The 24362-nt window shown below is 62.1% G+C and carries 22 protein-coding genes; 12 read left to right on the top strand and 10 right to left on the bottom strand.

Going from position 1 to position 24362, the window contains the following annotated elements:
- Positions 1-48 precede the first annotated feature (48 nt).
- Together ABSE61_RS10350 and ABSE61_RS10345 are read left to right on the top strand one after the other, a co-directional pair.
- A complete protein-coding gene (locus ABSE61_RS10350; protein ID WP_423871001.1) occupies positions 49-2325 on the top strand; it encodes a fused MFS/spermidine synthase in 2277 nt (758 codons plus the stop codon).
- 274 nt (positions 2326-2599) lie between these two features.
- A complete protein-coding gene (locus ABSE61_RS10345; protein WP_423871000.1) occupies positions 2600-4180 on the top strand; it encodes a Spy/CpxP family protein refolding chaperone in 1581 nt (526 codons plus the stop codon).
- Between the two features lie 23 nt (positions 4181-4203).
- Here ABSE61_RS10345 and ABSE61_RS10340 read toward each other — a convergent pair whose 3' ends face one another.
- The gene (locus ABSE61_RS10340; protein WP_423870999.1) at positions 4204-5598 is read right to left on the bottom strand and encodes a TAXI family TRAP transporter solute-binding subunit; all 1395 of its coding nucleotides are present in this window, start codon (positions 5596-5598) and stop codon (positions 4204-4206) included.
- A 374-nt stretch (positions 5599-5972) separates the two neighbouring features.
- Between ABSE61_RS10340 and ABSE61_RS10335 the strand changes: the two genes are divergently transcribed.
- Together ABSE61_RS10335 and ABSE61_RS10330 are read left to right on the top strand one after the other, a co-directional pair.
- Positions 5973-6194, top strand: coding sequence for a hypothetical protein (locus tag ABSE61_RS10335; RefSeq protein WP_423870998.1), 222 nt, complete (start codon positions 5973-5975; stop codon positions 6192-6194).
- 104 nt (positions 6195-6298) lie between these two features.
- The gene (locus ABSE61_RS10330; RefSeq protein ID WP_423870997.1) at positions 6299-6658 is read left to right on the top strand and encodes a hypothetical protein; all 360 of its coding nucleotides are present in this window, start codon (positions 6299-6301) and stop codon (positions 6656-6658) included.
- A gap of 41 nt (positions 6659-6699) precedes the next feature.
- Here ABSE61_RS10330 and ABSE61_RS10325 read toward each other — a convergent pair whose 3' ends face one another.
- On the bottom strand, positions 6700-7503 hold the full coding sequence (locus ABSE61_RS10325) for a L,D-transpeptidase (RefSeq protein WP_423870996.1): 804 nt from the start codon (positions 7501-7503) through the stop codon (positions 6700-6702).
- Positions 7504-7782: 279 nt separating this feature from the next.
- Between ABSE61_RS10325 and ABSE61_RS10320 the strand changes: the two genes are divergently transcribed.
- Complete coding sequence (locus tag ABSE61_RS10320) at positions 7783-8124, top strand: hypothetical protein (RefSeq protein ID WP_423870995.1); 342 nt, start codon at positions 7783-7785, stop codon at positions 8122-8124.
- Positions 8125-8226: 102 nt separating this feature from the next.
- On the opposite strand, the gene ABSE61_RS10315 is transcribed toward ABSE61_RS10320, so the two are convergent.
- Together ABSE61_RS10315 and ABSE61_RS10310 are read right to left on the bottom strand one after the other, a co-directional pair.
- Entirely contained in the window at positions 8227-8988 is a 762-nt protein-coding gene (locus ABSE61_RS10315; protein ID WP_423870994.1) for an ABC transporter permease, read from the bottom strand.
- Positions 8985-9908 carry an ABC transporter ATP-binding protein gene (locus tag ABSE61_RS10310; protein ID WP_423870993.1) on the bottom strand — a complete coding sequence of 308 codons (924 nt, stop codon included), beginning with the start codon at positions 9906-9908 and terminating at the stop codon, positions 8985-8987. Before ABSE61_RS10310 ends, ABSE61_RS10315 begins: the two co-directional genes overlap by 4 nt.
- A gap of 218 nt (positions 9909-10126) precedes the next feature.
- On the opposite strand from ABSE61_RS10310, the gene ABSE61_RS10305 reads away from it, so the two are divergent.
- A complete protein-coding gene (locus ABSE61_RS10305; RefSeq protein WP_423870992.1) occupies positions 10127-11335 on the top strand; it encodes an ABC transporter substrate-binding protein in 1209 nt (402 codons plus the stop codon).
- A 196-nt stretch (positions 11336-11531) separates the two neighbouring features.
- Here the strand turns inward: ABSE61_RS10305 and ABSE61_RS10300 are convergent, their stop codons facing one another.
- Both ABSE61_RS10300 and ABSE61_RS10295 read right to left on the bottom strand, forming a co-directional pair.
- Complete coding sequence (locus ABSE61_RS10300; RefSeq protein ID WP_423870991.1) at positions 11532-11804, bottom strand: hypothetical protein; 273 nt, start codon at positions 11802-11804, stop codon at positions 11532-11534.
- Positions 11805-11823: 19 nt separating this feature from the next.
- The gene (locus tag ABSE61_RS10295; protein ID WP_423870990.1) at positions 11824-12969 is read right to left on the bottom strand and encodes a DUF2336 domain-containing protein; all 1146 of its coding nucleotides are present in this window, start codon (positions 12967-12969) and stop codon (positions 11824-11826) included.
- Positions 12970-13216: 247 nt separating this feature from the next.
- Here ABSE61_RS10295 and ABSE61_RS10290 point away from each other — a divergent pair, with 247 nt between their 5' ends.
- Entirely contained in the window at positions 13217-14464 is a 1248-nt protein-coding gene (locus tag ABSE61_RS10290) for an MFS transporter (RefSeq protein WP_423870989.1), read from the top strand.
- A 12-nt stretch (positions 14465-14476) separates the two neighbouring features.
- On the opposite strand, the gene ABSE61_RS10285 is transcribed toward ABSE61_RS10290, so the two are convergent.
- Both ABSE61_RS10285 and ABSE61_RS10280 read right to left on the bottom strand, forming a co-directional pair.
- Positions 14477-15556 carry a sensor histidine kinase gene (locus ABSE61_RS10285; protein WP_423870988.1) on the bottom strand — a complete coding sequence of 360 codons (1080 nt, stop codon included), beginning with the start codon at positions 15554-15556 and terminating at the stop codon, positions 14477-14479.
- 217 nt (positions 15557-15773) lie between these two features.
- Positions 15774-18365 carry an ATP-dependent helicase gene (locus tag ABSE61_RS10280; protein ID WP_423870987.1) on the bottom strand — a complete coding sequence of 864 codons (2592 nt, stop codon included), beginning with the start codon at positions 18363-18365 and terminating at the stop codon, positions 15774-15776.
- 450 nt (positions 18366-18815) lie between these two features.
- On the opposite strand from ABSE61_RS10280, the gene ABSE61_RS10275 reads away from it, so the two are divergent.
- The gene (locus ABSE61_RS10275; protein ID WP_423870986.1) at positions 18816-18989 is read left to right on the top strand and encodes a DUF1328 domain-containing protein; all 174 of its coding nucleotides are present in this window, start codon (positions 18816-18818) and stop codon (positions 18987-18989) included.
- A gap of 108 nt (positions 18990-19097) precedes the next feature.
- Here ABSE61_RS10275 and ABSE61_RS10270 read toward each other — a convergent pair whose 3' ends face one another.
- The gene (locus tag ABSE61_RS10270) at positions 19098-19610 is read right to left on the bottom strand and encodes a thioesterase family protein (protein WP_423870985.1); all 513 of its coding nucleotides are present in this window, start codon (positions 19608-19610) and stop codon (positions 19098-19100) included.
- Between the two features lie 249 nt (positions 19611-19859).
- On the opposite strand from ABSE61_RS10270, the gene ABSE61_RS10265 reads away from it, so the two are divergent.
- The 3 genes from ABSE61_RS10265 to ABSE61_RS10255 all read left to right on the top strand — a co-directional run bounded on the left by ABSE61_RS10265 (position 19860) and on the right by ABSE61_RS10255 (position 22389).
- Positions 19860-21284: an FAD-binding oxidoreductase gene (locus ABSE61_RS10265; protein ID WP_423870984.1), complete on the top strand. Its 1425-nt coding sequence runs from the start codon at positions 19860-19862 to the stop codon at positions 21282-21284.
- Between the two features lie 76 nt (positions 21285-21360).
- Positions 21361-21990, top strand: coding sequence for a hypothetical protein (locus tag ABSE61_RS10260; protein ID WP_423870983.1), 630 nt, complete (start codon positions 21361-21363; stop codon positions 21988-21990).
- Positions 21991-22008: 18 nt separating this feature from the next.
- The gene (locus ABSE61_RS10255; RefSeq protein ID WP_423870982.1) at positions 22009-22389 is read left to right on the top strand and encodes a hypothetical protein; all 381 of its coding nucleotides are present in this window, start codon (positions 22009-22011) and stop codon (positions 22387-22389) included.
- Positions 22390-22553: 164 nt separating this feature from the next.
- Here ABSE61_RS10255 and ABSE61_RS10250 read toward each other — a convergent pair whose 3' ends face one another.
- Positions 22554-22931, bottom strand: coding sequence for a rhodanese-like domain-containing protein (locus ABSE61_RS10250; protein ID WP_423870981.1), 378 nt, complete (start codon positions 22929-22931; stop codon positions 22554-22556).
- A gap of 109 nt (positions 22932-23040) precedes the next feature.
- On the opposite strand from ABSE61_RS10250, the gene ABSE61_RS10245 reads away from it, so the two are divergent.
- On the top strand, positions 23041-24321 hold the full coding sequence (locus ABSE61_RS10245; protein ID WP_423870980.1) for an MFS transporter: 1281 nt from the start codon (positions 23041-23043) through the stop codon (positions 24319-24321).
- Positions 24322-24362: the final 41 nt, after the last annotated feature.

Here is a 24362-nt window from a genome sequence, read left to right as displayed (position 1 = left end):
CATTGCCGCCTCTCGTTTGCGTTTCGAAAACACCCCGCCGGAGCCTTCATGACCCAATCCGATCTGCCTGTCGCCGCGGAGCTCGCTTCCGCGGGCCGCAACCGGCTGGTGCTTCTGGTCTACACGGCTTCGATTTTCGTCAGCGCGTTGTTGTTGTTCTCGGTCCAGCCGTTATTCACGAAAATGGTGCTGCCGCGGCTCGGCGGCTCGCCGGCAGTGTGGTCGGTGGCGATGGTGTTTTTCCAGTCGCTGCTGCTTGCCGGCTACGTCTATGCGCATCTGCTGATGCGGATCAAGAGCCGCGTGATCCCGATTCTGGTGCATTTGGTGTTGCTGATCGTGGCCTTCTCCACGCTGCCGCTGGCGATTGCGGCGCAATGGGGTGATCCGCCGACTTCAGGCTACGCGCTGTGGCTGCTTGGTCTGTTTGTCGCCTCGATCGGGCTACCGTTTTTTGCGCTCGCCGCCAACAACCCGCTGCTGCAAGCCTGGTTCGTCCGCACCGGTCACCCGGATGGCGCCGATCCCTATTTTCTCTACGCTTCGTCCAATATCGGCAGTTTTCTGGCGCTGCTGTCCTATCCGCTGGTGCTGGAGCCGGTCTTCACGCTTCGGACGCAAAACCTGATCTGGACCGGTGGCTATGGCTTGCTGATCGTCCTGATCGCGGCCAGCGGCTTCCTGTTGTGGCGTTCGCCCGCATTGCCGGCAGCTACGCTTGCTGCGGAGAGCGACGCGCCGGCGCCTTCTTGGGTGTTGCGGGCGCGCTGGATTTTTCTCGCCGCGGTGCCTTCCGGACTTTTGATCGCAGTGACCGCGCATATTTCGACCGACGTGGCGGCGGCTCCCTTGCTGTGGGTCCTGCCGCTATCGCTTTATCTCTTGACCTGGGTCTTGGTGTTCCAGTCGCGGCCGCTGTTGCCGCACAAATGGGTGCTGATGGCCCAGCCGGCGGCGATCGCGGGCATCATCGTGTTGCTGGCGATCGGCGGCGAACAGAACCTGTTGCTGACGCTCGGCGGGCATCAGGTCTGTTTCTTCGTCATCGCGATGGCGTGTCATGGCGAACTCGCGCGCACGCGACCGCCAGCCAAATATCTCACCGGCTTCTACGTCGCGCTGTCGTTCGGCGGCATGATCGGCGGGTTGTTCGCAGGATTGATCGCGCCCAACGTGTTTTCCTGGGTGGCGGAGTATCCGATCCTAGTGGTGCTTGCCGCGCTCTGCCGTCCGCCGGCCAGCGAGCGCTGGCCGTTTTGGAGCCGCCCATTCTGGCCGCTTCTGGTGGTGCTGGCGGTCGCGTTGATCGTTCCGTCGCAGGGCAGGGATAGTTTGTTCGACTGGTTCGAGGAAAACCGGGTCTATGTCGCCGGCGGCGTTGCCGTGTTCGGCATGCTGCTGGCGCTTGGGCTCAACGCCTCGCGACTGAAGCTTGCGGCGGTGGCGGCGCTGGCGCTGGTGCTGGTTCGGGTTTACCCGTCCGACGACGGTCGCGTGGACACCGTGCGCAGTTTCTTCGGCGTCCACAAGATCGTGACCACGCCGCACGGCCAGTATCATGTGCTGTTGCACGGCACCACGATTCACGGCGCCGAGAAATTCCAGAATGACGACGGCACGAAGATCGAGGGACGGCCGGAGCCGATTTCCTATTATCACAAGGACGGCGGCATCGGTCAGGCGGTAACCGCAATCCGCGAACGCAAGGGCGCGCCGTTACGCGTTGCGGCGATCGGACTTGGCTCCGGGACGCTCACCTGCGTCGGGCTGCCCGGCGAGACCTGGAAGTTCTTCGAGATCGATCAGTCGATGGTCGATACCGCGCGCGATCCGAAATATTTCACCTATGTGCAGAACTGCCAGCCTGATTTGAAGCCCGTGATCGGCGATGCGCGGCTGACCTTCGCGCGCGAGCCCGACGGCGTCTACGACCTCATCATCGTCGACGCTTATTCCTCGGACGCGATCCCGATCCATCTCGCCACCCAGGAGGCGATGAAGATCTACAAGGACAAGCTCTCACCGCAAGGCGTGGTGTTGATGCATGTCTCGAACCGGCATCTTGAATTGGCGAGCGTCGTCGTCGGCATCGCCGACGCCAACGGCATGAAGAGCTGGGTCTACAATGAAGACTCCGGCCGCGACGGCGAGTACATCTTCGCGACCAATGTCGTGGTGTCGGCGCGCGACGAGGCCGATATCGGCAAGCTCGCCTCAAGCGACAAATGGGAAGAAACCGAGGCCAAGCCGGATCAGCGGGTCTGGACCGACGATTATTGCAACGTCTTGGGCGCGGTCTATCGGCGGCTTCGCGACGGCGAGTAGCTTCTTCACCTCTCCCCGCCTGCGGGGAGAGGTCGTGTTGCGCGAAGCGCAATACGGGTGAGGGGCATTTTCCGATAGTCTGGGTGTGCTTTGACTCCCCTCATCCCAACCTTCTCCCCGCAAGCGGGGAGAAGGAGTTCATCTTTCATCGCGGCATTGAGGGAACTCGCAGGTTCCCTCCGGCGTTGTGGCATCAATTAAATGTCCCAATTGTGCCGCCGTACGCCCTGATGGCCGTGCGAAGATCGGCATCAGATCCGCTGGAGGAGATGCCATGCCGAACGTCAAGTGGTTGTCGGTCGTTGTGTTGTCGGTCGCGCTTTCCACCGCCGCCTATGCGGCTGGACGGGGCGGTGGCGGCCATGGCGGCGGTGGACACGGCGGGGGTGGTGGTCACGGTGGCGGCGGACGCGGTGGTGGCGGCGCCCATTTCGGCGGCGGCGGCCATGGCGGGGGTGGACATTTTGGCGGCGGGGGTCGTGGCGGTGGCGCACGGTTCGCCGGTGGCGGCGGTCGGCATTCCGGCGGCGGACGAGCAGCCGTCTCGCATGCGGGCGGCGGCCGGGGGGCGGCATTCTCGCGCGCGGCCGGCGGCAGCAGTTTCCGCGGCAATCGTGGTGCGGAAAATCACAACGCTGCAGGCAATCCGGCCGGTCACAATGACCGCGCAGCAGCCAATCTCCGTGCCAATGCCGTTCACCACGCGCTCGCCGCGGGTGCGGTCGCCGGCGCGCTGCATAACCATAACGCGTTGAACAATCCCGCAGCCCGCGCGCATATCACTTCCGCTGCGGCGACTGCCGGATGGCGCGGCCATGACCGTAACGGCGGCTGGTGGCGTCACAGCCATGGCGGCTATGGCTGGGTCGGTCCGCTGTTCTGGCCGTTCGCCTATTACGACCTCTATGGCTACGCGATGTGGGGCTACGATCCCTCGCTGTGGGATTACGGCTACGGCGATATCTATGCGGGGATGTTCGCGCCTTACGGCTATGACGACCTGAGCGGCTATCTGCCGTCCGGCAACGCGGCGGCGCCGGCGTCCGGTGGCGCCAATGCGCCGCCGAATGAACTCGCGCAGATGTGCGGCGATGACAGCCAGGACATCGCGGGGCTTCCGATCGATCGGATCCAGCAGGCGCTCAACCCCAACGATGAGCAGCGCAAGGCACTCGACGATCTCGGCACTGCGTCGGTCAAGGCCGCGCAGACCATCAAGGCGGCTTGCCCGAAAGATGTCGCATCGACCGCGCCCGCTCGCCTGGCAGCGATGCAGACGCGGCTCGAGGCGATGATCTCGGCGGTGCAGACCGTTCAGCCTCCGCTCGATCATTTCTATGGTCTATTGAACGACGAGCAGAAGACGCGGCTGACGGCGTTGGGCCAGGATCAGCGGCGCGGTAGCAACAACGAAGGCGTGCTGGCGCAGGGTTGCGGCAATGCGCAGGCCAATGCGACCGAGTGGCCGGCAGCCGCCATCGAGAGCCGCGTTCATCCGACCGATGCGCAGCGCGCGAGCTTCGACAACTTGAAGGATGCCAGCGCCAAGGCGGCCGATCTGCTCAAGGGAACGTGCCAGCCCAACGAGGCCTTGACGCCGCCGGCGCGGCTATCGGCTGCCGGCCAGCGCCTCGACGGGATGCTGCAGGCGGTCGAGATCGTGAAGTCCGCGCTCGACAGCCTCTATGGCGAACTGAGCGACGAGCAGAAGGCGCAGTTCGAATCCATCGGTCCGGGCCGCGACGTCGCGCAAGCGTCGGTTTCTTCTGACGACGCTACAGCCGCGCCGCAGCACACGCGCCATCGTCGTCACGCCAATGTCGTGGGTCTTGTTCGCCGCTTGATCGGGTTCTAAGACGCGCCGGCGCAAAGCGCGCGTCACGAGGCGCGGACGCGCGGCATACCGGTCGGGCTCGCGGCGATCACCGCGCGGCGGTCGACCACGGCGTGATGGAATTGTTCGAGCACGAGGCCATAGGCGGAAAGGTCGCCTTCCTCGATCGCGCCGTCATCGTAGCATTCCAGCGTTTCGCGCAGGAATTCGTCGGCTTCTTCCTGCAACGCATCGAGTTCCTCGAGGGAATCGGTCTTGCGCACCTGCCCGATCGCCGAAAGCAGTTTGTCCCGGTGCAACGTGGTGACGTTGCGCTCGTCGCGCTTCATGTAATGGCGCACCCACGCCGCGCCTGAGCCGAGTACCGAGAGCAGCAGAATGCCGCCCCAGAAATAGTCGCTGTATTTATCCAGAAAAGTCCGCTCGGTGCCGTCGATATAGGCCGCAGCGCCCGGATGCGCCGGGATCGCCGCGTCCTTGTCGGTGTCGGGCTTCTGGATCTTCGAGGCCGCCGGATCATCCCTGGCGAGCGCCGGGCGCACCTGAAACAGCGCGCGGGTGAAGGCGCCGACAGTTGATTCCGATAGCGACTTCGGCGCCACGATCAGATGATTGACGCTCACGGTATCGACCGTGTCTTCGGGCCGGGCAGGGGCGCTGGTGAACGAACTGCCGGGAATTTCCTCGGACTCATAAAGCGGATGTTTGTGCGCGATCGTTTCCGAGACGTCGATCGGGATGAAGGCCGGTTCGCCGCGCAAACGCGCGGTCGTGGTGATGGCATCGGTAGTGATCTTGCTGTCGAGCGGGCCGACCGTCATGAACGCGTCGATCGACGGGTCTTTTACCATGTCGGTGATCTGCGACGTCGAGAAGCGCGAGACCGCGACCTTGTCGGGGTTGAGGCCGGATTCGGTCAGGATCACCTTGAGCAAGTTGATATTGATCGGGGTGCGGCCGAGCACGCCGATGCGATGTCCTTCGAGATCGGCGATCTCCTTGATCTTCGACTTGGTGTCTTTCTTGGCGCCTTTTTTCGGTGCACCGGAAGGCGCCCACAGCACCACGACGTTCTTGCGCAGGATCGCAACCGAACCGGCTCCCTTGGGCATTTCCTCATCGGCGCGCCCGACCGCCAGATCGGTCTCGCCGGTGCCGAGAAGCCCGAGGCTCTCCACTGCGCCCGCGGTCGAAATCACCGTCAGCCGGACCGGGCTCCCCTCGCTGGCAAAAGTCTGTGCCAACGCCTGGATCAGCCTTTGATCGTCGCTGCCCGCCGGGCCCACGGCAATTCGCAGGGTGGTCGGACGCCACAGCAGGAAGGCCGCGCCGGCAATCGCTGCGAAGATCAGCAGCGACGCAGCGATCAGCAGAAACGGCGAGCTTCTCTTCCGCCCTGCGGAAGCGAGGTTCGCGTTCAAACCGTCCGACACCGACATGTTGCCGCCAACTTACCTGTGAGCCCTGACGTCCAAAGAAACTTACGAACAAACCTGACGAAGAAATCCCACGAAGAAACCTTACGAGAACCTTACAAGGAACTGCGCCGCACCATCATCCTATCACGCCCCGTAGTCTTGCGGGCCAGGATTTGTGTTGGCGTCGCCCACGCGGCCATCGCCAGTCCCTACGAAATCGCGTAATCATGCCGTCGTTAAGGAAGTGCTCGTCCAACTCGGCGATGATATCAGGTCGAGAGGTGTGCGCGTTCGATTTGAACACGATTTTAACAGAACTGTCTGCTTGCCGATCGTTATCTGACAGGCACAGCTGGGCGCGATGGGCCAATGCGCTCACGTAAGGAGAGCGTGCCGTGCGATTGCGACGTCTGCTCAGCTTGACGCTGCTCGCCGCCGGATTGGCGGCCTGTTCGCAGGAAATCGATACGACTCCCGAGCAGCGCTCCTGCATCGCCGGGCGCTACGCCAGCTACGACGCGAAAAAGATCGACCAGTGTGTCGACGTGTGCAAGGCGTGCATGAAGGGCAATACGGTCACCTGCAACACCTCGTGCAGGTTGCGCGGCGCCAGTTAACCGTTAATGACACGGCGGTAATGGGGTGCGCCCAAGCCTGTCGTTCAGTGCTTGACCCGTCACCGAAGGCATCGAATCATTGGTGCTTTCAGGCTCGCGCCAAAATGATTGAGATTGGTATTATTAGTATCATTGTGCTGGCGGTCGGCTATTGGGTCACGCTGTGGCTCATGAGCCGTCACGACGACGTCCTGCACGGCGACTTCGTTCATGGCGAGCCGGGGGCCGAGACGGCTGCGCAGCCGGATCAGCGGTTTGCGGCCAGACCGCCGTTTCCTGCGAAGCCGGTGTTTCCTGCGAAGCCTGAAGTCAAAGCCGCCGCAGTCAAATCTGCGATGGTCAAGCCCGCTGCCGCCAAGCCCGTCCTGCGCAAGCGCTTCACGCGCAGCCGCCATCGTCGGCCGCCGCTTCCGATCGATTGGATACGCTGCAATCGCTGTTGGCGTCCATCAAGCGGGACTTGAAGGACGCCTCGCAGCTCTAATTTCCGAGAAAAGAAACCGCGTTAGTTCGGATAGTAATAGCGCGGCTGCTGCTGTTGATAATAGCTGCGCGGCTGCTGGTACGCATTGCCGTAGGCGTCATAGCCCTGCGGCTGCTGCTGATAGTAGTAGACCTGCCCATCATAGGCGCGGCGGCTTGGGCGCGGTGCCGGGTAGCGCTGGTCGGTTGAACTGCCATCGGCCGGATAGATGTAGCCGTCGTCGGCGCGGACCTGAGGCATGACTGGTTGGGGCATGACCTGGCGCGGCGCCATTTGCGGGGCGACCGGATCGCCGGCGGCATTGCCATATTGCGGCGTATATTCCTGCGGAGCATATTCCGGAGCGGTATCGCGGCGCGCGACGGCTGTCCGCGGCTTGGGATTGCGGGCCAGCGCGACCGTGGACGAACCGGTCAGCGTGACCGTGGTGTTGAGCACGCCTTGCTCCTGCACCAAGGCGTACAGCGTGGTGGCGTTGGCGCGCGACAGCCGTACGCAGCCGTGCGAGACCGGCGTGCCGAGGCGGCCTTCGGACTCGGTGCCGTGGATCGCATGCCCGACCTTGGTGAAGAAGATCGAATGAGGCATCGGCGCGTCGTCGAATTCCTTGGAATAGTGATCCTCTTCCATCCGGAAGGTGCGGAAAGAGCCGTTCGGCGTCTCATGCGACGGATTGCCTGACGAGACCGGCCAGTGGTAGCGCTCAACGCCGTCGACGGCGACGGTCATCATCTGCGCATCCTTGTCGACGGTGATGGCGACTTTGGCCTGTGCGGCGCCGGCGGCAAACAGCATCAGGATCGCGGCGATGAGAAGGGAACGCATGTTACTTTTGGCCTCCGGGCCTTTGACGATCGCACCACCCCATCCCCGCCTGCCAATATGCCCGAATTAGGGCCTTGGTTCCAGCGGCGCTTTGATGCACCGCTTAATGGGGCATCGTTAACGCCAACTTGAACGATGAGGTCTGGCGCCACGATGGCGGCGATGTGTGGTTCACCTTTGCGCCCCTCGCACCTTCGTCACCCCACGCCTTTGTGGCGGCCCGATGAACATGGAACCTGCGCGTCACGGCGGCGTTATAGACCCATTCATGAGATGAGGATGACGATGGTGAATAAGGTAAAGGCGATCACAACGGCGGCGTATCCCCTCGAGGGGCGGGCTGGGCGTTGGCTTGCGGCCACGGCCGTTGCGTTGGCGCTGCTCGCGATCCCTCAATTCGCGCATGCGCAGGGCGTTGTGGGCGGGATGGAGCGGGGCGCTGCCCAGGGCTCTTATGACGGCAGCCGCGTCGCGGGTCCGGTGGGTGGGGCCGTGGGTGGCGCCGTCGGCGCCGGTGTCGGCGGCGCGGTCGGCGCAGTCGACGGCATTCTCGGCATTCCCGGTCCGCGTTGCCGTGGTTACTACAACCGTTACGGCCACTGGCGCTGTTACCGGTATTGACCCTTCAGAGTCATTCCGGGATGGTCCAAAGGACCAGACCCGGAATCTCGAGATTCCGGATGCGCTCGCATATGCTCGCGCTCCGGAGCGACCCCTTCGGGGTCAATTCTTTAGCCGATATCCGGTTTTGAAGATCCACCACACCACGATCATGCAGATGACGAGGAACGCCAGCGTCATGCCGACGCTCAAGGCAACGCTGACGTCGGCGATCTCGTAAAAGCTCCAGCGGAAGCCGCTGATCAGATAAACCACCGGATTAAGCAGCGTGATGGTGCGCCAGCCCGACGGCAGCATATTCACCGAGTAGAAGCTGCCACCGAGAAAAGTCAGCGGCGTTACCACCAGCATCGGGATCATCTGAAGCTTCTCGAAACCGTCGGCCCAGATGCCGATGATGAAGCCGAACAGGCTGAACGTCACGGCCGTGAGCACCAGGAAGGTCAGCATCCATATGGGATGGTGGATTTGTAAAGGTACGAACAGGCCGGCGGTCGCCAGAATGATCAGGCCGAGAATAATCGATTTGGTCGCGGCCGCCCCGACATAGCCGAGCACGATCTCGAAATAGGAAATCGGCGCCGACAATATTTCGTAGATGGTGCCGACGAATTTCGGGAAGTAGATGCCAAAGGAGGCGTTGGCGATGCTCTGCGTCAGCACGCTCAGCATCACCAGGCCCGGCACGATGAAGGTGCCGTAGCTGACGCCTTCGACTTCCTTGATGCGCGAGCCGATCGCGGCGCCAAACACCACGAAATAAAGCGAGGTCGAAACCACCGGCGACACGATGCTCTGCACGATCGTGCGCCCGGTGCGTGCCATTTCGAATTTGTAGATTGCGCGGACAGCTTGGAAGTTCATGATGCGCGCACCAGATTGACAAAGATGTCTTCGAGCGAACTCTGGTTGGTCTCCAGGTCCGTGAAACGAATGCCGGCGGCGCGGAGGTCGCCGAGCAGGCTGGTGATACCGGTGCGGTCGCCTTTGGTGTCGTAGTTAAAGGTCAGGTCGTTGCCGCCGTTCGACAGTTCGAGATTATAGTCGCTCAGCGCCGGCGGTATGACGTTGATGCTTGATTGCAGATGCAGCTTGAGCTGTTTCCTGCCGAGCTTCTGCATCAAATTCGCCTTGTCCTCGACCAGGATGATCTCGCCCTTGTTGATGACGCCGACCCGGTCCGCCATTTCCTCGGCCTCGCCGATATAATGCGTGGTGAGAATGATGGTGACGCCTGCGGCCTTCAAGGTCCGCACCACCTCCCACATGCCCTTGCGCAGTTCGACGTCGACGCCCGCGGTCGGCTCGTCGAGAAACAGAACCTGCGGCTCATGCGACAGCGCCTTGGCGATCATCACGCGGCGCTTCATGCCGCCCGACAGCGTGACGATCTTGGAATCCTTCTTGTCCCACAGCGACAGGTCCTTGAGGACCTTCTCGATGTGAGCGGGATTTTTCGGCTTGCCGAACAGGCCGCGGCTGAAGCTCACCGTGCCCCATACCGACTCAAACGCATCGGTGTGCAATTCCTGCGGCACGAGGCCAATCATCGTGCGTGCCGCGCGGGAGTCGCTGATGATGTCATGGCCGCCGACCGTGACGCGGCCGGCGCTCAGATTGTTGATGCCGCAGATGATGCTGATGAGCGTGGTCTTGCCGGCGCCGTTCGGTCCGAGCAGCGCAAAGATTTCGCCTTGCTCGATCTCCAGATTGATGTCCTTCAGCGCCTGGAAGCCGGAGCCATAGGTCTTGGAAAGATGAGAAACGGAAATAATGGAAGCCATGGCGGCGAGGGCGATCTCGTGAGGGAGGTCTTTTGACGCTGAAATGAAAAAGCGAGGCGGGAACACACAGATAGGAAGTGAGAACTTTTGTGCAATCCCGCGAGGCGCCTTTGGCGGTTGTTTATAAGCCGCTAATCGAAATATCCTGCGACCAAAGATAAATCAAAACAACCGGCAAATTAACCGGGGACCCAAGGAAATGTCAGGGCTTTGTCAGCATGATGTCAGCATCAAAGATTTTTTGCGCCGCTTCCCGATGGGCGGTGGCGCTGTTGGCGAGTGTGTGTGCGGCGTCGCCGCACGGCGCCCACGCGGCCGAGGTCACGATCAAGCTCGGCAACACCGCGCCCTATAGCGGGCCGGCGTCCGCTTATGGCACGATCGCGCGCGCGGAATCCGCCTACTTCCAGATGCTCAACGACCAAGGCGGCATCAGCGGCCGCCGGATCGAGTTCCTGACGCTGGACGATGGCTACTCGCCGGCGAAGACGGTCGAGCAGACCCGCAAGCTGGTCGAACAGGATGAAGTCTTGGCGATGTTTTCTTCCGTCGGCACCGCGCCGAACATCTCGGTGCAGAAATATCTCAATGCCAAACAGGTGCCGCAGATTTTCGTGTCCTCCGGCGCGACGCGCTGGAACGATCCCGAGCATTTCCCCTGGACGGTCGGTTTCAATCCGACCTACGAACTCGAGGGACGTCTCTACGCGGAGTACATTCTGAAGACCAAGCCGAACGCGAAGATCGCGGTGATCGCGCCCAATGAAGACGCGGGCAAGGATTATGTGCGCGGCTTCAAGGCGGGCCTCGGCGAGCATCTCGATCAGCTGGTCTCGGAGACGACCTACCTCACCGCCGATCCCACCATCGATTCGCAAATGGTCACGATGCGCGAATCCGGCGCGGATGTGTTCTTTGCGGAAGCCACGCCGAAATTCGCCGCCCAAGCGATCAAGAAAGCCGCCAGCATGGGCTGGAAGCCGCTGATCATCCTGCCTACGGTGTCGAACTCGTTCGCCGCGGTGCTGGAGCCAGCGGGGTTAGAGAATTCGATCGGCGTGGTGACCGGGCTTTATCTCAAGGACCCCAACGATGCGCGCTGGGCGGACGATCCCGCGCTGAAGGACTGGTTCGCCTGGATGAAGAAGTATCAGCCGAACGCGTCAACCGGCGATCTCTTCAACGTGCAGGGCTATACGGTGGCGCAGATCATGGCGCTGGTGTTGAAGAACTGCGGCGACGATCTTTCGCGCGACAACATCATCAGGCAAACCAAGCGGCTCGACGGGGTCGAGATGCCGCTGCTGTTGCCCGGCATCAAGGTCTATGTCGATCCGAACAACGTCACGCCGATCCGCCAGATCCAGATGGCGCGGTTCGACGGCAAGTCCTGGGTGTTGTTCGGGGATGTGCTGGGGGAGAAGTGAGGGCGTTTCGGCAGCGCGATAGCAGCACGTATTCGAACCTTGGAGATGTCGTCCCTGCGAAAGCAGGGACCCATAACCACAGGCTTCTGTTTTTTTAAGGAGGATTTATCGAATCACGGTACGGATAGATTCCGCGGTATGGGTCCCCGCGTGCGCGGGGACGACTGCCGTAGCAAGCTTCGCGCCGCCGTAGGCCCTACTGAAAATAATTATTGATGATGCGCAGGTCAGACAGCGCCGGTTGCGCGCCTTTCATGCTGGCCTCGATCACCCGCCGGCACACCGCGGCCGTGGTCTCGTCCCGGAAGTCGTTCGCGGCCTCCAGCACCGTGCGCGCGGTGTCGAGCGCGCCGCCGTCCTGCTTCGAGGCCTCGGAATCCTCGCCCGCCGCGCCGCCCTTGCGGCCAAAACCCTGGCCCGCGGCCTTGCCGAAAGCAGGCACGCCCTTGCCGAATGGAATCGCGTTCATGCCCGGCTATCTCCCCTGATCATGCGTAGAGCGCGGCCGCCATGCTCGCGTCGAGCGGGGCGGTGCCGTTCTTGCGCGACTGGTAGAACGCGAGCACGCTGCGCGTCGTCTCGATGTTGAGACGGCCGTAGTCGCTTTCGAGGCTTCTCAGGTCGCTGGCGGTGATCCGGTGATCCTTGGCGCCGAGGAACAACAACGCCATCGTGGTGTCCCAGGAGAAATTCAGCGCCTTGCACAGGATCAGGATCATCTCGCGATTGCGGTCGAACAGCGCGCGCTCGATCACGTCGCTCGGCAGCGAGCACAACAGGGAGATGCCGATCGTAACCTCTTCGAGCCGGTGCGAACGCGCGTAGGTCGATATGCTGGCTTCGTTCAGGTTGCCCTGCCGGTGCTGCGTCGTCACCACGCGCTTGGCGACGAAATGGCTGCGCGACACCGGGCCGAACTTCGACTGCAATTCGCCGGCCAAATCCGACACCGACGACTGGATCTGCCGCGCGATGTCCGGACGCTCGCGCTCCAGGCGCTTCTTCACGTCGGAGGTCGCTTTCGCGATCAGCTGCTGGAACACATGCCGCGGAATATCTTTGCGCAGGCCGAGCTGCTCGGCGAGGATCGAATCGCCTTCCGCGCGCTGGACCATGTTGAGGAAGCCGAAGTCGGAGAATTTGGCGCCGCTGTTGCTGGCGACGGAATTCACCACGTCCTGGTCGCCGCGCTTGACGAGTTCGTCAGTCACCCGCTCTTCAAGCGTGGTGCGCTTGGAGATCGAGAGCATGTGCTCCTGGCTCTTGGTGCAGGCGTTGGCCACCAGCGCATAGGTCTCGAGCTGCTTTGATTCCCTCAACACGGGACCAGCGACCTCGATCGCGTCATCGAAAGCGAGCTTGTGAATGATGTTGACGGGCGCCTGGTCGAAGCGCGCGAGTTTTTCCGATAGTTGCGCGCGAGCCGCGACCTCGATTTCGTCGGCGAGACGGGAGACGACCTCGCCAAAGGTCCAGATTTCGTCGTCGGAAAAGCCGCCGGCGATCATCAGATCGGTGGTGTGCCACAGGGCGCGCGCCCGGCTCTCGGGCGTTCCGCGCGAGACTGCGTCCTCGAGATCGTCGAGAAACGACTTCGATTCCGTCTTCCTGGCCGTCTTGAACTGCAAGCTCATTTTGGGTGCCAAATCCTTCGGCAAAACCTCATCTCGCCGCGAAGATACAGACCAGACCCAAGTTTTCGGTAAAAAAGGCTGGGAAGTATTGTCGGTCGAAATTCGTTAAAATCGGCTGGATTTCGTTAAGATGCATATCTGCGAGCGGGACCCCCAAATCGGGCGTTTGCATCGCCCCAGGGTTTCAATCTAGAAGGCAACTCGGCCCCAAATCACTAAGAAGAAGTAACGAAAAAAGTAACGATACGTGGCCCCAGCCAGCCCAACGAGCCCATCCCAGACCCGCACGCTGTTCTTTGCCCTGCTGGCGCTGGCCTGCGGCCACACGCTGTCGACCTGCCTGAGGACGCTGCCCGGCATCAGCCTCGACCTGATGGCCAGGGACTTTTCTACCGCACCGCAAACACTGGCGAGCCTGATCGCGGTCTATCATTTCTCGTTCGCGGCGCTGCAGATACCGGTCGGTGCCGCGATCGACCGCTTCGGCGTGCGTCCGGTCTCGCTCACTTTGTTTTTTGGAACGATTGTAGGCTCAGTGGCGAGCGGGTTTGCGACCGGCACCGCGAGCTTTGTGTTCGCGCAATTCCTGATCGGCGTTTCGACGTCCGGCATGTTCATGTGTCCGATGACGCTTGCCGCCAAGCAGGTATCGCCGGAACGGTTTGGCCTCTGGTCCGGCGCCGTTCTTTCGATCGGCAATACCGGCATGCTGCTGTCGTCGAGCCCGCTGGCTTACGTGATCGAACATTACGGTTGGCGCGCAGGCTTTCTGATCTCGGCGGCGATCGGCGCCGTGATTGCCGTGGCCGTATTCGCGCTGGTGCCGAAGCAGCCGGCCGAACACAAGGAACAATCCTCGCCGTTGTCGCAGATGGCCGAAGTGCTGCGCATCGGCTTCTCGCGTCCGATGCGCGGCATCATCGCACTGGCGCTGGTGTCGCTCGCTTCCTCGCTGGTGCTCAGGGGCGTGTGGGGCGGCCCATGGCTGATGGATGTCAAAGGCCTGACGCGAATCCAGGCCGGCAATCAACTCGGCATTTTCACGCTGTCGCTGATCATCGCGCCGCTGTGTTCGGGAATTATCGATCGACGGTTCGGTCATCGCCGGATGATCCTGGCGGGCGGACATCTGCTGGCGGCGATCTGCGTGGCGCTGATGGCGCTGGGCGCGCCCGATTCCGTTCTTCCGCGCTTGTTCCACGTCGAGGTGATGCCGCCGCAGTTCGATCTGGTCATGCTGGTCACGATGGGCTTTGCGGTGTCGACGCAATCGCTGCTGTTCGGCATGACGACGCAACTGATGGGCGCCGAGATGGCCGGCAGAGCCTTCGCGGCCACCAATCTCGCTCTGTTTCTCGGAACCGCATTGTTGCAGTCGGCAACCGGCGTGGTGGCAGCGAGATATGGCTTGCCGGCGGTGATGATGTTCGTGGCGGCGGCGCTGGCGGCGGGCGCTCTGACGTTCTTTGTCCATACGCGGCCATCACAGCGGTGAAAGCCGTCGCCCCTATGCCGGCGAAGTCGCCAGATTTTCCAGCGGCGCCGTCAGCCGGCAAATCAGTCCAGTTGATCCATAAGAGACGTCAACGGTGCCGCCGAAATCGTCTTGCAGCACGCGCGAAATGAGGCGTGAACCGAAGCCGACATTCGTGGGCTCGGACGCGGGCGGGCCGCCAGACTCCTGCCAGGTGAAAACGAATTCCTGATTTTCAGACGTCCACGCAATCGATACGTGGCCGCTCGGCACCGTGAGGGAGCCATACTTCATCGCGTTGGTCGCGAGTTCGTGGATCGCGAGCGACAGGGCCAGTGCCTGCCGGGATTTGACGATCAAAGGAGGGCCTGAGACCGTGAACCGGCCTTCGCCGGTCCGGTACGGGGTCAGCGCCGTGCTGACGACGTCTGGAAGCGGCGCGGCCGCCCAGTTGGCCGCGGTCAGCAAGTCGTGCGCGCGTCCGAACGCCGCCAGACGTCCTTGATACTTGTCGAGATCGGCCTTGTGCGAAGCGTCGCGGAACGTCTGGGTCGCCACGGCGCCAAGGACGGTGAGGGTATTTTTGACGCGGTGCTTGAGCTCCTCATTGATCAGGTGCAGCGCTTCCCTTCCCATATGCTCTGATGTGACGTCCTTGCAGACGACGAGCACGCCGCCGACTTTGCCATCGACATCGATCGGACCAAAGCTGTAGGTCCACCAGACATCCTCGCGACGTCCGTAACGCGTGACCGGCACCAGCTGGTCTTCGTTCCAGGTCGCTCCCTTGCCTGCCATGACGTAGTCGATCTGGGGGCCAATGATGTCCCAGATCTCGGCCCAGCATTCACGGCCACGGGCTCCCAGAGCGCTCGGATGTCGTTCGGGCCCCATCGTCTCGCGATAGGCATCGTTGTAGAACTGGATCAGCTCAGGCCCCCACCAGATGAACATCGGGTGGCGCGAGGTGAGAACGAGCCGCACCGTCACCCGGAGACTTTGCGGCCAGGCATCAGGAGGGCCGAGCGAGGTTTTTGACCAGTCGAACGCCCGCGTCAGCGCGCCGAGCTCGCCGCCGCTGCCTAAGAAGTCGCCGACTTCTTCGCCACCCATACGCAAAAACCTCACTCACACGCCCGTCATCGAGCCTATAGCCGGAGTTCTGCAAGGTACAATGGCCGGCCTTAGGGAGTCAGCCCCCATGGTACCAAAGGCTTAACCCCGAAAGGAGTGGGATACGCCTGCACTGCCGCTGGATAGGGGTATTCGTGGTGGATGGGTATAGGTCTTTCCGCGCGCATCGGGGGCCGGTGCGGCGCAGCTGCCGAACTCAGGCGCGCTCGACAAAACTGTCGACGACTTTCTTTTCGCCGGCCTTCTCGAAGGCGATGGTGAGTTTGTTGCCGTCGATCTTTACCACATGGCCATAGCCGAATTTCAGGTGAAAGACGCGGTCATCCAGATTGAAGTCCGAGGCGGTGCCGGTCGATTTGGCGATCAATTCGCCTTCGATCACCAGCGGTGCGCGCTTGGGTTTTGCGAAGCCGCTTCCCTCGCGCGAGTTAAACGACGACTGCCGTTCCTCGAAGCCAAAACCACCTTGACGGCTGCTTGATCCGCGCGCGCGGTTGGCCTGCGCGCGTTGCCAGCCGGGCGTCGTATAACTTGAACCAAAGGATTCCACATTGTCGAAGCGCGAGGGGCCGTAGCCGCCGGCGCCGCCCCAGCCCGAGCCGCCTTTGGATTCCGTGATCTCGACGTTGTGCGCCGGCAGTTCGTCGAGAAAGCGCGAGGGGATCGTGGTCGTCCAGGTGCCGTGGATACGGCGGTTGGTGGCGAAATAGAGCTTGGCGCGCTTGCGGGCTCGCGTCAGCCCGACGTGCGCGAGACGGCGCTCTTCTTCCAATCCCGCGCGGCCCTGTTCGTCGAGCGTGCGCTGGCTCGGAAACAGACCTTCTTCCCAGCCCGGCAAAAACACGTTGTCGAATTCGAGCCCCTTGGCGGAATGAAGCGTCATCAGCGACACGGCTTCGTCTTCCCCGCCACCTTCGCGATCCATCACCAGCGAGATGTGTTCGAGGAAACCTTGCAGGTTCTCGAACTCTTCCATCCCGCGCACCAGTTCCTTCAGGTTGTCCAGCCGTCCGGCAGCATCCGCCGAGCGGTCCTTCTGCCACATCTCGGTGTATCCGCTCTCGTCGAGGATGGTTTCGGCGAGTTCCGTATGCGAAACCACTTCGGACTGCGCGCGCCAGCGATCGAAACTGATCAGGAGATCGCGCAAGCTGCCGCGCGCTTTTGGCTTCAATTCGTCGGTCTCGACCATCGCCCGCGCCGCTTCGAACAACGGCAGACGCCGCTTGCGGGCGTGATCGTGCAGCATCTGCACGGTGGCGTCGCCAAGCCCGCGCTTGGGCACGTTGACGATGCGCTCGAACGCCAGATCGTCGGCGGTCGAATTGACCACGCGCAAATAAGCCAGCGCGTCGCGGATCTCGGCGCGCTCATAGAACCTCGGACCGTTGATCACGCGATAGGGCAGGCCGAGTGTGACAAAGCGTTCTTCGAACTCGCGCATCTGGAACGAAGCCCGGACCAGAATGGCAATCTCGTTGAGGTTCTCTTTCTGGCGCTGGAGTTCCTCGATCTCCTCACCGATGGCGCGGGCTTCCTCCTCGGAATCCCAGGCGCCGGTCACGGTGACTTTTTCGCCGTCGACATCCTCGGTGCGCAAGGTCTTGCCGAGGCGGCCTTCGTTATGCGCGATCAGATGCGAGGCGGCGGCAAGGATGTGGCCGGTGGAGCGGTAGTTGCGTTCGAGGCGGATGACTTTCGCGCCGGGAAAGTCGTGCTCGAAACGCAGGATGTTGTCGACCTCGGCGCCGCGCCAGCCATAGATGGACTGATCGTCGTCGCCGACGCAGCAGATGTTTTTGAGGGACGCTTTCTCCCTCTCCCCGTTTACGGGGTCGCGACGATCGGAGCTCGCGCTGAGAGCGTCGGGGTGAGGGGGAGTCTCCAGCAACTCGGTCCGCGGAGATTCCCCCTCACCCGGATTGCTTTGCGATCCGACCTCTCCCCGCAAGCGGGGCGAGGTGGAGGAAGAACTCGGCGCCTGCGCCAACAGCCGCAGCCAGAGATATTGCGCGACGTTGGTGTCTTGGTATTCGTCGACCAGAATGAACTTGAAGCGTCCCTGGTATTGCCGCAGCACGTCCGGATGTTCGCGGAACAGGCGGATGTTTTCGAGCAGCAGATCGCCGAAATCGGCGGCGTTGAGAATCTTCAGCCGCTCCTGATAGCTCGCATAAAGCTTGCCGCCCTTGCCGTTGGCGAACACCGAGGCTTCGCCCGCCGGCACCTGCGACGGCCCAAGCCCGCGATTTTTCCAGCCATCGATCAGGCCGGCCAGCATCCGCGCCGGCCAGCGCTTGTCGTCGATGTCTTCGGCCTGCAGGAGCTGCTTGAGCAGCCGTATCTGGTCGTCGGTATCGAGCACGGTGAAATTGGATTTCAACTGCACCATCTCGGCATGGGTGCGCAGAATGCGCCCGCCGATGGAGTGAAAGGTGCCGAGCCACGGCATCCCTTCAACGGCTTGGCCGAGCATCTGGCCGAGCCGCAGTTTCATTTCGCGGGCGGCCTTGTTGGTGAAGGTCACCGAGAGGATTTCGCCCGGCCGTGCCCGACCCTGGCTCAGAATATGAGCGATGCGGCAGGTCAGGACGCGGGTCTTGCCGGTGCCGGCGCCGGCCAGCACCAGGACCGGACCATCCAGCGTCTCCACCGCTTCGCGCTGCTCGGGATTAAGGCGGCTGAGATAAGCGGGTGCGGCCGACGCGCGCGCACGCGCGGCAATTCCGCCGGCCAAAGGCTGGTGGTCGGGGACGCTCGTATGGGGCAGGTGGCGCGGCTCGGTCATCTCGTGATTCGTTTTCCCACCCACGATTACACCGCAGGCCGGCAAAGGGGAGCCTTCATAGCAGGAACCAAGCCCATATAGGGTCCCTAGTGGTCCGATTCCAACATTCGCACACCTTTTCGGCGACCACTTTTGCGAATGTTGGAATCATTGGACCACTAGCAAATACAGGATTCGAGTGGAGTTTGGGATTTGACATTCGCTTTACGGACTCGCGGCTTAGGGAGAGCGAATGTTAAATCCACTCCACTCGGAAGCACCTTTGACAGGAGTTATCCAGCCCTCACGCAGCCCTTGATACCGTCGCGATTTGTTCCTTTCCGGGCGAGATTTTTCGCTTCCAAGACGCTTTGAAGCGGCCGGAACCTTTGTTCCAGGGGGCGATTATTTCACCGAAAGCGTCAGCGTTTGTTCGCGACGCTCGGAAAAACGGATGAAGCGGAGCTTGTCATGTTGAGCTGGGTCGTCACCTTCCTGATCATTGCCCTGATCGCCGGTATTCTCGGCTTCGGCGGTATCGCGGGCGTCTCCATCGAAATCGCCAAGGCGATCTTCTTTATCGCGGTCGTGCTGTTCATCATCTCGGCTGTGGTTGGCCTGGCGCGCGGCAGAACGCGGGTTTAGAGCATGAACCGGACCCGCAGGGCCGCGTCAGCGCAAAGTGGGTACCGGTTTTCCCTCGCGACAAACGCGGAAGCGTTTGCGCGCAGATCAATCTGAAATAGAAGTTCGTTATTTCCTCGACGGCATCGCGATTGCGCGGCCGATGCCCTCCGGTCGCGGGACCATTGCGTGAGCCTTGGCCACGGCATCAATTGTGGCGCGGATGTCGGGCGGGAAGGGCGCGGTCTTTCGCTCTCCCATATCGATATGCAGCGTCATGTTTTCGGAAGTAGCCGACAGCCAGCCTTCGTCGGCGTGACGCAACTCCTCAAAGGTATGCAGGCGCTTGTCGTCGGCGGCGATCAGATAGACGGACACCTGCAACGGTTGGCCGAGATGAATCTCGCGCAGGTAGCGCACATGGCATTCGGCGGTGAAGGTCGAGCCGTTGCGGCTTTTCTTGTAAGAAGGGCCGATGCCGAGCACGAGCCACAGCTCGTCGATGGCCCGGTCGAACATCACATTATAATAGGCCATGTTGAGATGGCCGTTATAGTCGATCCATTGTGGCTCGATCTGCATGATCGAAGACAGGAACGGCGCCGGCCGATCGGTACCGCCGGTACCGGATTGTGTCGTCATGGTGTCCATCTCTCTTCGTGGGTCAACGTCCCTTGACCCTCCAAATATCCTTTGCCACGGTATTCCCCTAGTGGAGCGGTTTTGACATTCGCTAACCCGTCTAGCCGCAGACTTGGAAAGCGAATGCCAAAACCAAAGCTCCACTAGAAACTCATATTTGCTAGTGGTCCTTAGATTCTAACATTCGCAAAGATGTTCGCTACAACGGGAAGCGAATGTTAGAATCGGACCACTAGGAGGAATCCACAAGTGGGCACGACCATCACCAATATTCCGAAGCGCGCGGAGCCGAAGGCGGTTACTGCTGCGGTGGAAAAGCTCGCCGCGCGGTTCGGCAATCGCCTCGTCACCTCGCAGGCGGTGCGCGACCAACACGCCCATACCACGACCTGGCTGACGTCGCAGCCGCCGGATGCGGTGGTATTCGCGCAAGAGACCGCCGACGTACAGGATGTGGTGCGGATTTGCGCCAGCCACGGCGTGCCCGTGATTGCGTTTGGCACCGGCACGTCGCTGGAGGGTCAGGTCAACGCGCCTGCCGGCGGTGTTTGCATCGACTTCCGCGACATGAACAAGGTGCTGGAAGTTCACGCCGAAGATCTGGATTGCGTGATCGAACCCGGCGTCACCCGCAAGGCGCTGAACGAGCATCTGCGCGATCAGGGCGTATTTTTTCCGATCGATCCCGGCGCCGACGCCTCGCTCGGCGGCATGGCCTCGACGCGGGCCTCCGGCACCAACGCGGTGCGTTACGGCACCATGCGCGAGAACGTGCTGGCGCTCAAAGTCGTGCGCGGCGACGGCGAGATCATCAAGACCGGCACACGGGCCAAGAAATCGAGCGCCGGCTACGACCTCACCCATCTGTTCATCGGCGCGGAAGGCACGCTCGGCATCATCACCGAACTGACGATCAAGCTGCGCGGCATTCCCGACACCATCGCGGCGGCCGCCTGTTCGTTCGACAGCGTGCGCGGCGCCTGTCAGGCGACGATCATGGCGATCCAGACCGGCATCCCTGTTGCACGCATTGAACTCTTGAACGCCGAACAGGTCGCGGCGTGCAATTCCTATTCGAAGCTGACGTTGCCGCAGACGCCGCTGCTGCTGCTCGAATTCCACGGCAGCGAGGCCGACGTCGCCGAGCAATCGAAGAATTTTGCCGAGATCGCCACGGAATGCGGCGGCGGCGATTTCACCTGGACCACGCGGCCCGAGGACCGCACCAAGTTATGGCAGGCGCGGCACGATGCTTACTGGGCGGTCAAGGCGCTTCGTCCCGGCGCCGGCGTGGTGGCAACCGATGTGTGCGTGCCGATTTCACGGCTCGCCGACTGCGTCACCGAAACCGAGGACGACCTGAAACGCCTGCACCTGCAATCGCCGATCGTTGGCCATGTCGGCGACGGCAATTTCCACTGTTCGCTGCTCTGCGATGTCGACGATGCCGACGAAATGGCGCGCGGGGAGGACTTCATGCACCGCCTGGTCGAGCGCGCGCTGTCGATGGGCGGCACCTGCACCGGCGAGCATGGCATCGGGCAGGGCAAGCAGAAGTACCTGAGAGGCGAACTCGGCGGTGAGGCCATCGACGCCATGCGCGCGATCAAGCTGGCGCTCGACCCCCAGAACATCTTCAATCCCGGCAAAATCATTCCGGCGTCGAGCGGATGACGTAATCTGCAGTTACGATGATCGCGCGGCGGTGTATTCGATAGATATTGTTTTTCGACCTAAAGATTTGGACCTGATGATGCGCCTCTGCCGGAATATGACAGCCGCTCTGATCCTCGCGCTGGCGCCACAAATGGCGGCCGCGGCGGACGGCGATCCTCCGCCGGAGCCGGCAGTGAATTCCGCGCAAAACCAGCCGGCACTCGGGGCGGGTGATACGGACGAACTGAAGCCGCAGACGCCGGACACGGATCTGTTCGCGCTGATGACGGGAACATGCAGCACGCTCAAGGTAGCCGGGCGCGATTTTGCCTGCCGCACGGTTGCCTATGCCCACAGCGTTCAGGGCCGGGCCTATTTCACCATCGCGCTCGACGATCCAGCCGACCAGAGCCACATCATCTCGTTTTCAGGTGAAAATAGCCGGCGGACCAATGAAAACCTGTATGACCTGACGGTCGACCGAGTGCTGTTGAATTCGAAAAACCAGCCGAAAGCCGATGGCCTTCCGGTGCCGACGGTGGTGAGGTCGGCGGGCCGGTGCGTGCAGCTCGGCAATTTTGCCACCGGCCATGTCTCCAGCGTGGTCTGCTCCGCGACCGACCGGAGCGGCAAGAAATACGATCTGCGCTTCGAATCAGATGGCTCGCCGATCACGGTGCGCAGAGTCATTCCAACCGAGCCGACCATCCGCGGGCGCAGTTGAGTTTTGAGAACATAAGCGATGGCGATGCGCTGGTTCGACAAGCCGAAGCCGAAGGATATCTGGGAAGAGCCCGTGGCCGGGCCGCTCGGAGACATCGAGGCCGCGCACCGGATTCGCGATATTTGCCGCGCAGCCTCAGGTAGCGCCGAGAAGGTCGGCACCCACGGCGGCAAAAGCGATCAACATGAGTTTCAGCGCTACGAGCGCGCGGCGCGGGCGGCGATGGAGACCGCCATGAAGATATCGGACGATCTGCTGCGCGACACCGCGGTGCGCCAGATCATCGATCTGTGCCTGACCGCAGATGATGCGCGGACGGCGCGAATTCTGTTCCGCGCGATCCAGGCCCCGTCGATTCGCGAAGAGGTGCTGCGGGATCATCCGCTGCTCGGATCGTAGAGAACGCTTCGACTGCAACCGCGACGGAGGTCAAACCCCCTCGCCCCGCTTGCGGGGAGAGGGGGACTGTCCGTGTAGTGGAAATGCCCCTCACCCGAAGGCTTCGCCTTCGACCTCCCCCCGCAGGCTGGGAGAGGTGGGGAAGGGTAGGCACTGTTGCTTGTTTACTTCTCGACCGCGCCGCCGCTTTCGGCCCAATCCTTGAAGCCGCCGATATTGTAGACCTCGTTGTAGCCCATGTCCTTGAGCAGCTTGCCGGCGAGTGCGGCGCGGCCGCCGGATGCGCAATAAATCAGGATGGTCTTGTCCTTGGCAAAATTCTTGTCGTGGGTGGGCGCGTCGGGATCGGCGCGAAACTCCAGGAGGCCGCGCGAGACGTGAACCGCGCCGGCCGCCTTGCCGCTCGCCTGCACTTCGGTGCCGTCGCGGATGTCGAGCAGCAGCGCGTTGCCTTTGGCGATCTTCTCACGCGCCTCGGCCGGCGTGATCTTCGGCACCGCCGCGTTCGCGGCTTCCATCATCTGCTTGACACCGAGCGCCATCTTTCATCTCCCCTTTTTGGACTGTTCGTTGCGTTGCTTGACGGTCTCGACGATATAGGTTTCTTCGCATGAACGCCAAGACGGGTGTGGCGCGATCAAGGACTTCCTGATGCGGCTTCCGTTTTTCTACGGCTGGGTCATCATCGCGGTGACCTTCGTCACCATGGCGATCGGCGTCAACGCCCGCACCGCCTTTTCGCTGTTATTTCCGCCGATCCTCGGCGAATTCGGATGGGATCGCGGCGTGACCGCCGGCGCGTTCTCCTTCGGCTTCGTGGTGTCGGCGGCATCAAGCCCGCTGATCGGCCGCCTGATGGACCGTCTCGGCCCGCGCAGCGTGATGGAGCTCGGGGTCGCGCTGATGGCGGGTGGATTGTTGCTGGCGCCGCTGACGACGCAACCCTGGCATCTTTATCTGACCATCGGCGTTCTGGTCGGAGCCGGCAGCATCTGTCTGGGCTATTCCGGTCAATCGCTCTATCTGCCCAACTGGTTCAACCGCCGCCGCGGGCTTGCCATTGGTCTTGCTTTCGCCGGCGTCGGCATCGGCTCGATGACGCTGCTCCCCTGGGTGCAGCTGATGATCGAGCAGACCGGCTGGCGAACCGCCTGCACCGCGATGGGGCTTCTGGTTCTGATTGCGCTCGCACCGATCAACCTTCTCGTGCGCAAACGGCCGGAAGACCTCGGGCTTCGCCCCGACGGCGATGCCGCGCCGTCGGCCTCAGCGTCCAAGCCGGTGTCGAATGTCGTCGATCATGAGTGGGCCAGTATCGACTGGACGCTGGCGCGCGCTGTGTGCACCGCGCGATTCTGGTGGCTTGCGATCGGCTATTTCGGCGGACTTTACGTCTGGTACGCGGTGCAGGTGCATCAAACCAAATATCTGCTCGATATCGGTTTCAGCCCAAAGGTTGCGGTGTGGTCGCTCGGCGCGGTCAGTCTTCTCGGCATTCCCGGCCAGATTTTTCTGGGTCATCTGTCCGACCGGGTCGGACGCGAATGGATCTGGACCATCGGCTGTGCGGGTTTTGCGATCTGCTTTGCCGCGCTGACGGCGCTGTCGGAGATTCATTCGCTGGCGCTGATTTATCTCATGGTGTTCACGCAAGGCGCGCTCGGTTACGGGCTGACGTCGGTGCTGGGCCCGATCGTGGTCGAAATCTTTCAGGGCAAGCATTACGGCAGTATTTTCGGAACCGTCACGGTCGCGGCGCTGGCCGGCGGCGCGGCCGGCCCGTTTGTGACCGGCGTGCTGCATGACGTCACCGGAAACTACACGCTGGCGTTTGCGATCGGGATCGCCGTCAGCGGCCTTTCGGCGCTCGCGATCTGGTTCGCTTCGCCGCGCAAGGTCCGTGCTGTCGCCGGTCGGCTGCACTTCGAATAGGCGGCACCGGATACCGCGCTAGACGACGGTGCGGGACTTTT

It is taken from the genome of Bradyrhizobium sp. (assembly GCF_049519115.1).
Taxonomy (GTDB): Bacteria; Pseudomonadota; Alphaproteobacteria; order Rhizobiales; family Xanthobacteraceae; genus Bradyrhizobium.
This window is presented reverse-complemented; position numbering and strand designations above follow the sequence as displayed.

Excerpts from the sequence above, each read along its gene's own strand:
- ABSE61_RS10350 (WP_423871001.1), top strand. The coding sequence starts at position 49 with ATGACCCAATCCGATCTGCCTGTCGCCGCGGAGCTCGCTTCCGCGGGC.
- ABSE61_RS10345 (WP_423871000.1), top strand. The coding sequence starts at position 2,600 with ATGCCGAACGTCAAGTGGTTGTCGGTCGTTGTGTTGTCGGTCGCGCTT.
- ABSE61_RS10340 (WP_423870999.1), bottom strand. The coding sequence starts at position 5,598 with ATGTCGGTGTCGGACGGTTTGAACGCGAACCTCGCTTCCGCAGGGCGG.
- ABSE61_RS10330 (WP_423870997.1), top strand. The coding sequence starts at position 6,299 with ATGATTGAGATTGGTATTATTAGTATCATTGTGCTGGCGGTCGGCTAT.
- ABSE61_RS10325 (WP_423870996.1), bottom strand. The coding sequence starts at position 7,503 with ATGCGTTCCCTTCTCATCGCCGCGATCCTGATGCTGTTTGCCGCCGGC.
- ABSE61_RS10320 (WP_423870995.1), top strand. The coding sequence starts at position 7,783 with ATGACGATGGTGAATAAGGTAAAGGCGATCACAACGGCGGCGTATCCC.
- ABSE61_RS10315 (WP_423870994.1), bottom strand. The coding sequence starts at position 8,988 with ATGAACTTCCAAGCTGTCCGCGCAATCTACAAATTCGAAATGGCACGC.
- ABSE61_RS10310 (WP_423870993.1), bottom strand. The coding sequence starts at position 9,908 with ATGGCTTCCATTATTTCCGTTTCTCATCTTTCCAAGACCTATGGCTCC.
- ABSE61_RS10305 (WP_423870992.1), top strand. The coding sequence starts at position 10,127 with ATGATGTCAGCATCAAAGATTTTTTGCGCCGCTTCCCGATGGGCGGTG.
- ABSE61_RS10300 (WP_423870991.1), bottom strand. The coding sequence starts at position 11,804 with ATGAACGCGATTCCATTCGGCAAGGGCGTGCCTGCTTTCGGCAAGGCC.
- ABSE61_RS10295 (WP_423870990.1), bottom strand. The coding sequence starts at position 12,969 with ATGAGCTTGCAGTTCAAGACGGCCAGGAAGACGGAATCGAAGTCGTTT.
- ABSE61_RS10285 (WP_423870988.1), bottom strand. The coding sequence starts at position 15,556 with ATGGGTGGCGAAGAAGTCGGCGACTTCTTAGGCAGCGGCGGCGAGCTC.
- ABSE61_RS10280 (WP_423870987.1), bottom strand. The coding sequence starts at position 18,365 with ATGACCGAGCCGCGCCACCTGCCCCATACGAGCGTCCCCGACCACCAG.
- ABSE61_RS10275 (WP_423870986.1), top strand. The coding sequence starts at position 18,816 with ATGTTGAGCTGGGTCGTCACCTTCCTGATCATTGCCCTGATCGCCGGT.
- ABSE61_RS10270 (WP_423870985.1), bottom strand. The coding sequence starts at position 19,610 with ATGACGACACAATCCGGTACCGGCGGTACCGATCGGCCGGCGCCGTTC.
- ABSE61_RS10260 (WP_423870983.1), top strand. The coding sequence starts at position 21,361 with ATGATGCGCCTCTGCCGGAATATGACAGCCGCTCTGATCCTCGCGCTG.
- ABSE61_RS10255 (WP_423870982.1), top strand. The coding sequence starts at position 22,009 with ATGGCGATGCGCTGGTTCGACAAGCCGAAGCCGAAGGATATCTGGGAA.
- ABSE61_RS10250 (WP_423870981.1), bottom strand. The coding sequence starts at position 22,931 with ATGGCGCTCGGTGTCAAGCAGATGATGGAAGCCGCGAACGCGGCGGTG.
- ABSE61_RS10245 (WP_423870980.1), top strand. The coding sequence starts at position 23,041 with ATGCGGCTTCCGTTTTTCTACGGCTGGGTCATCATCGCGGTGACCTTC.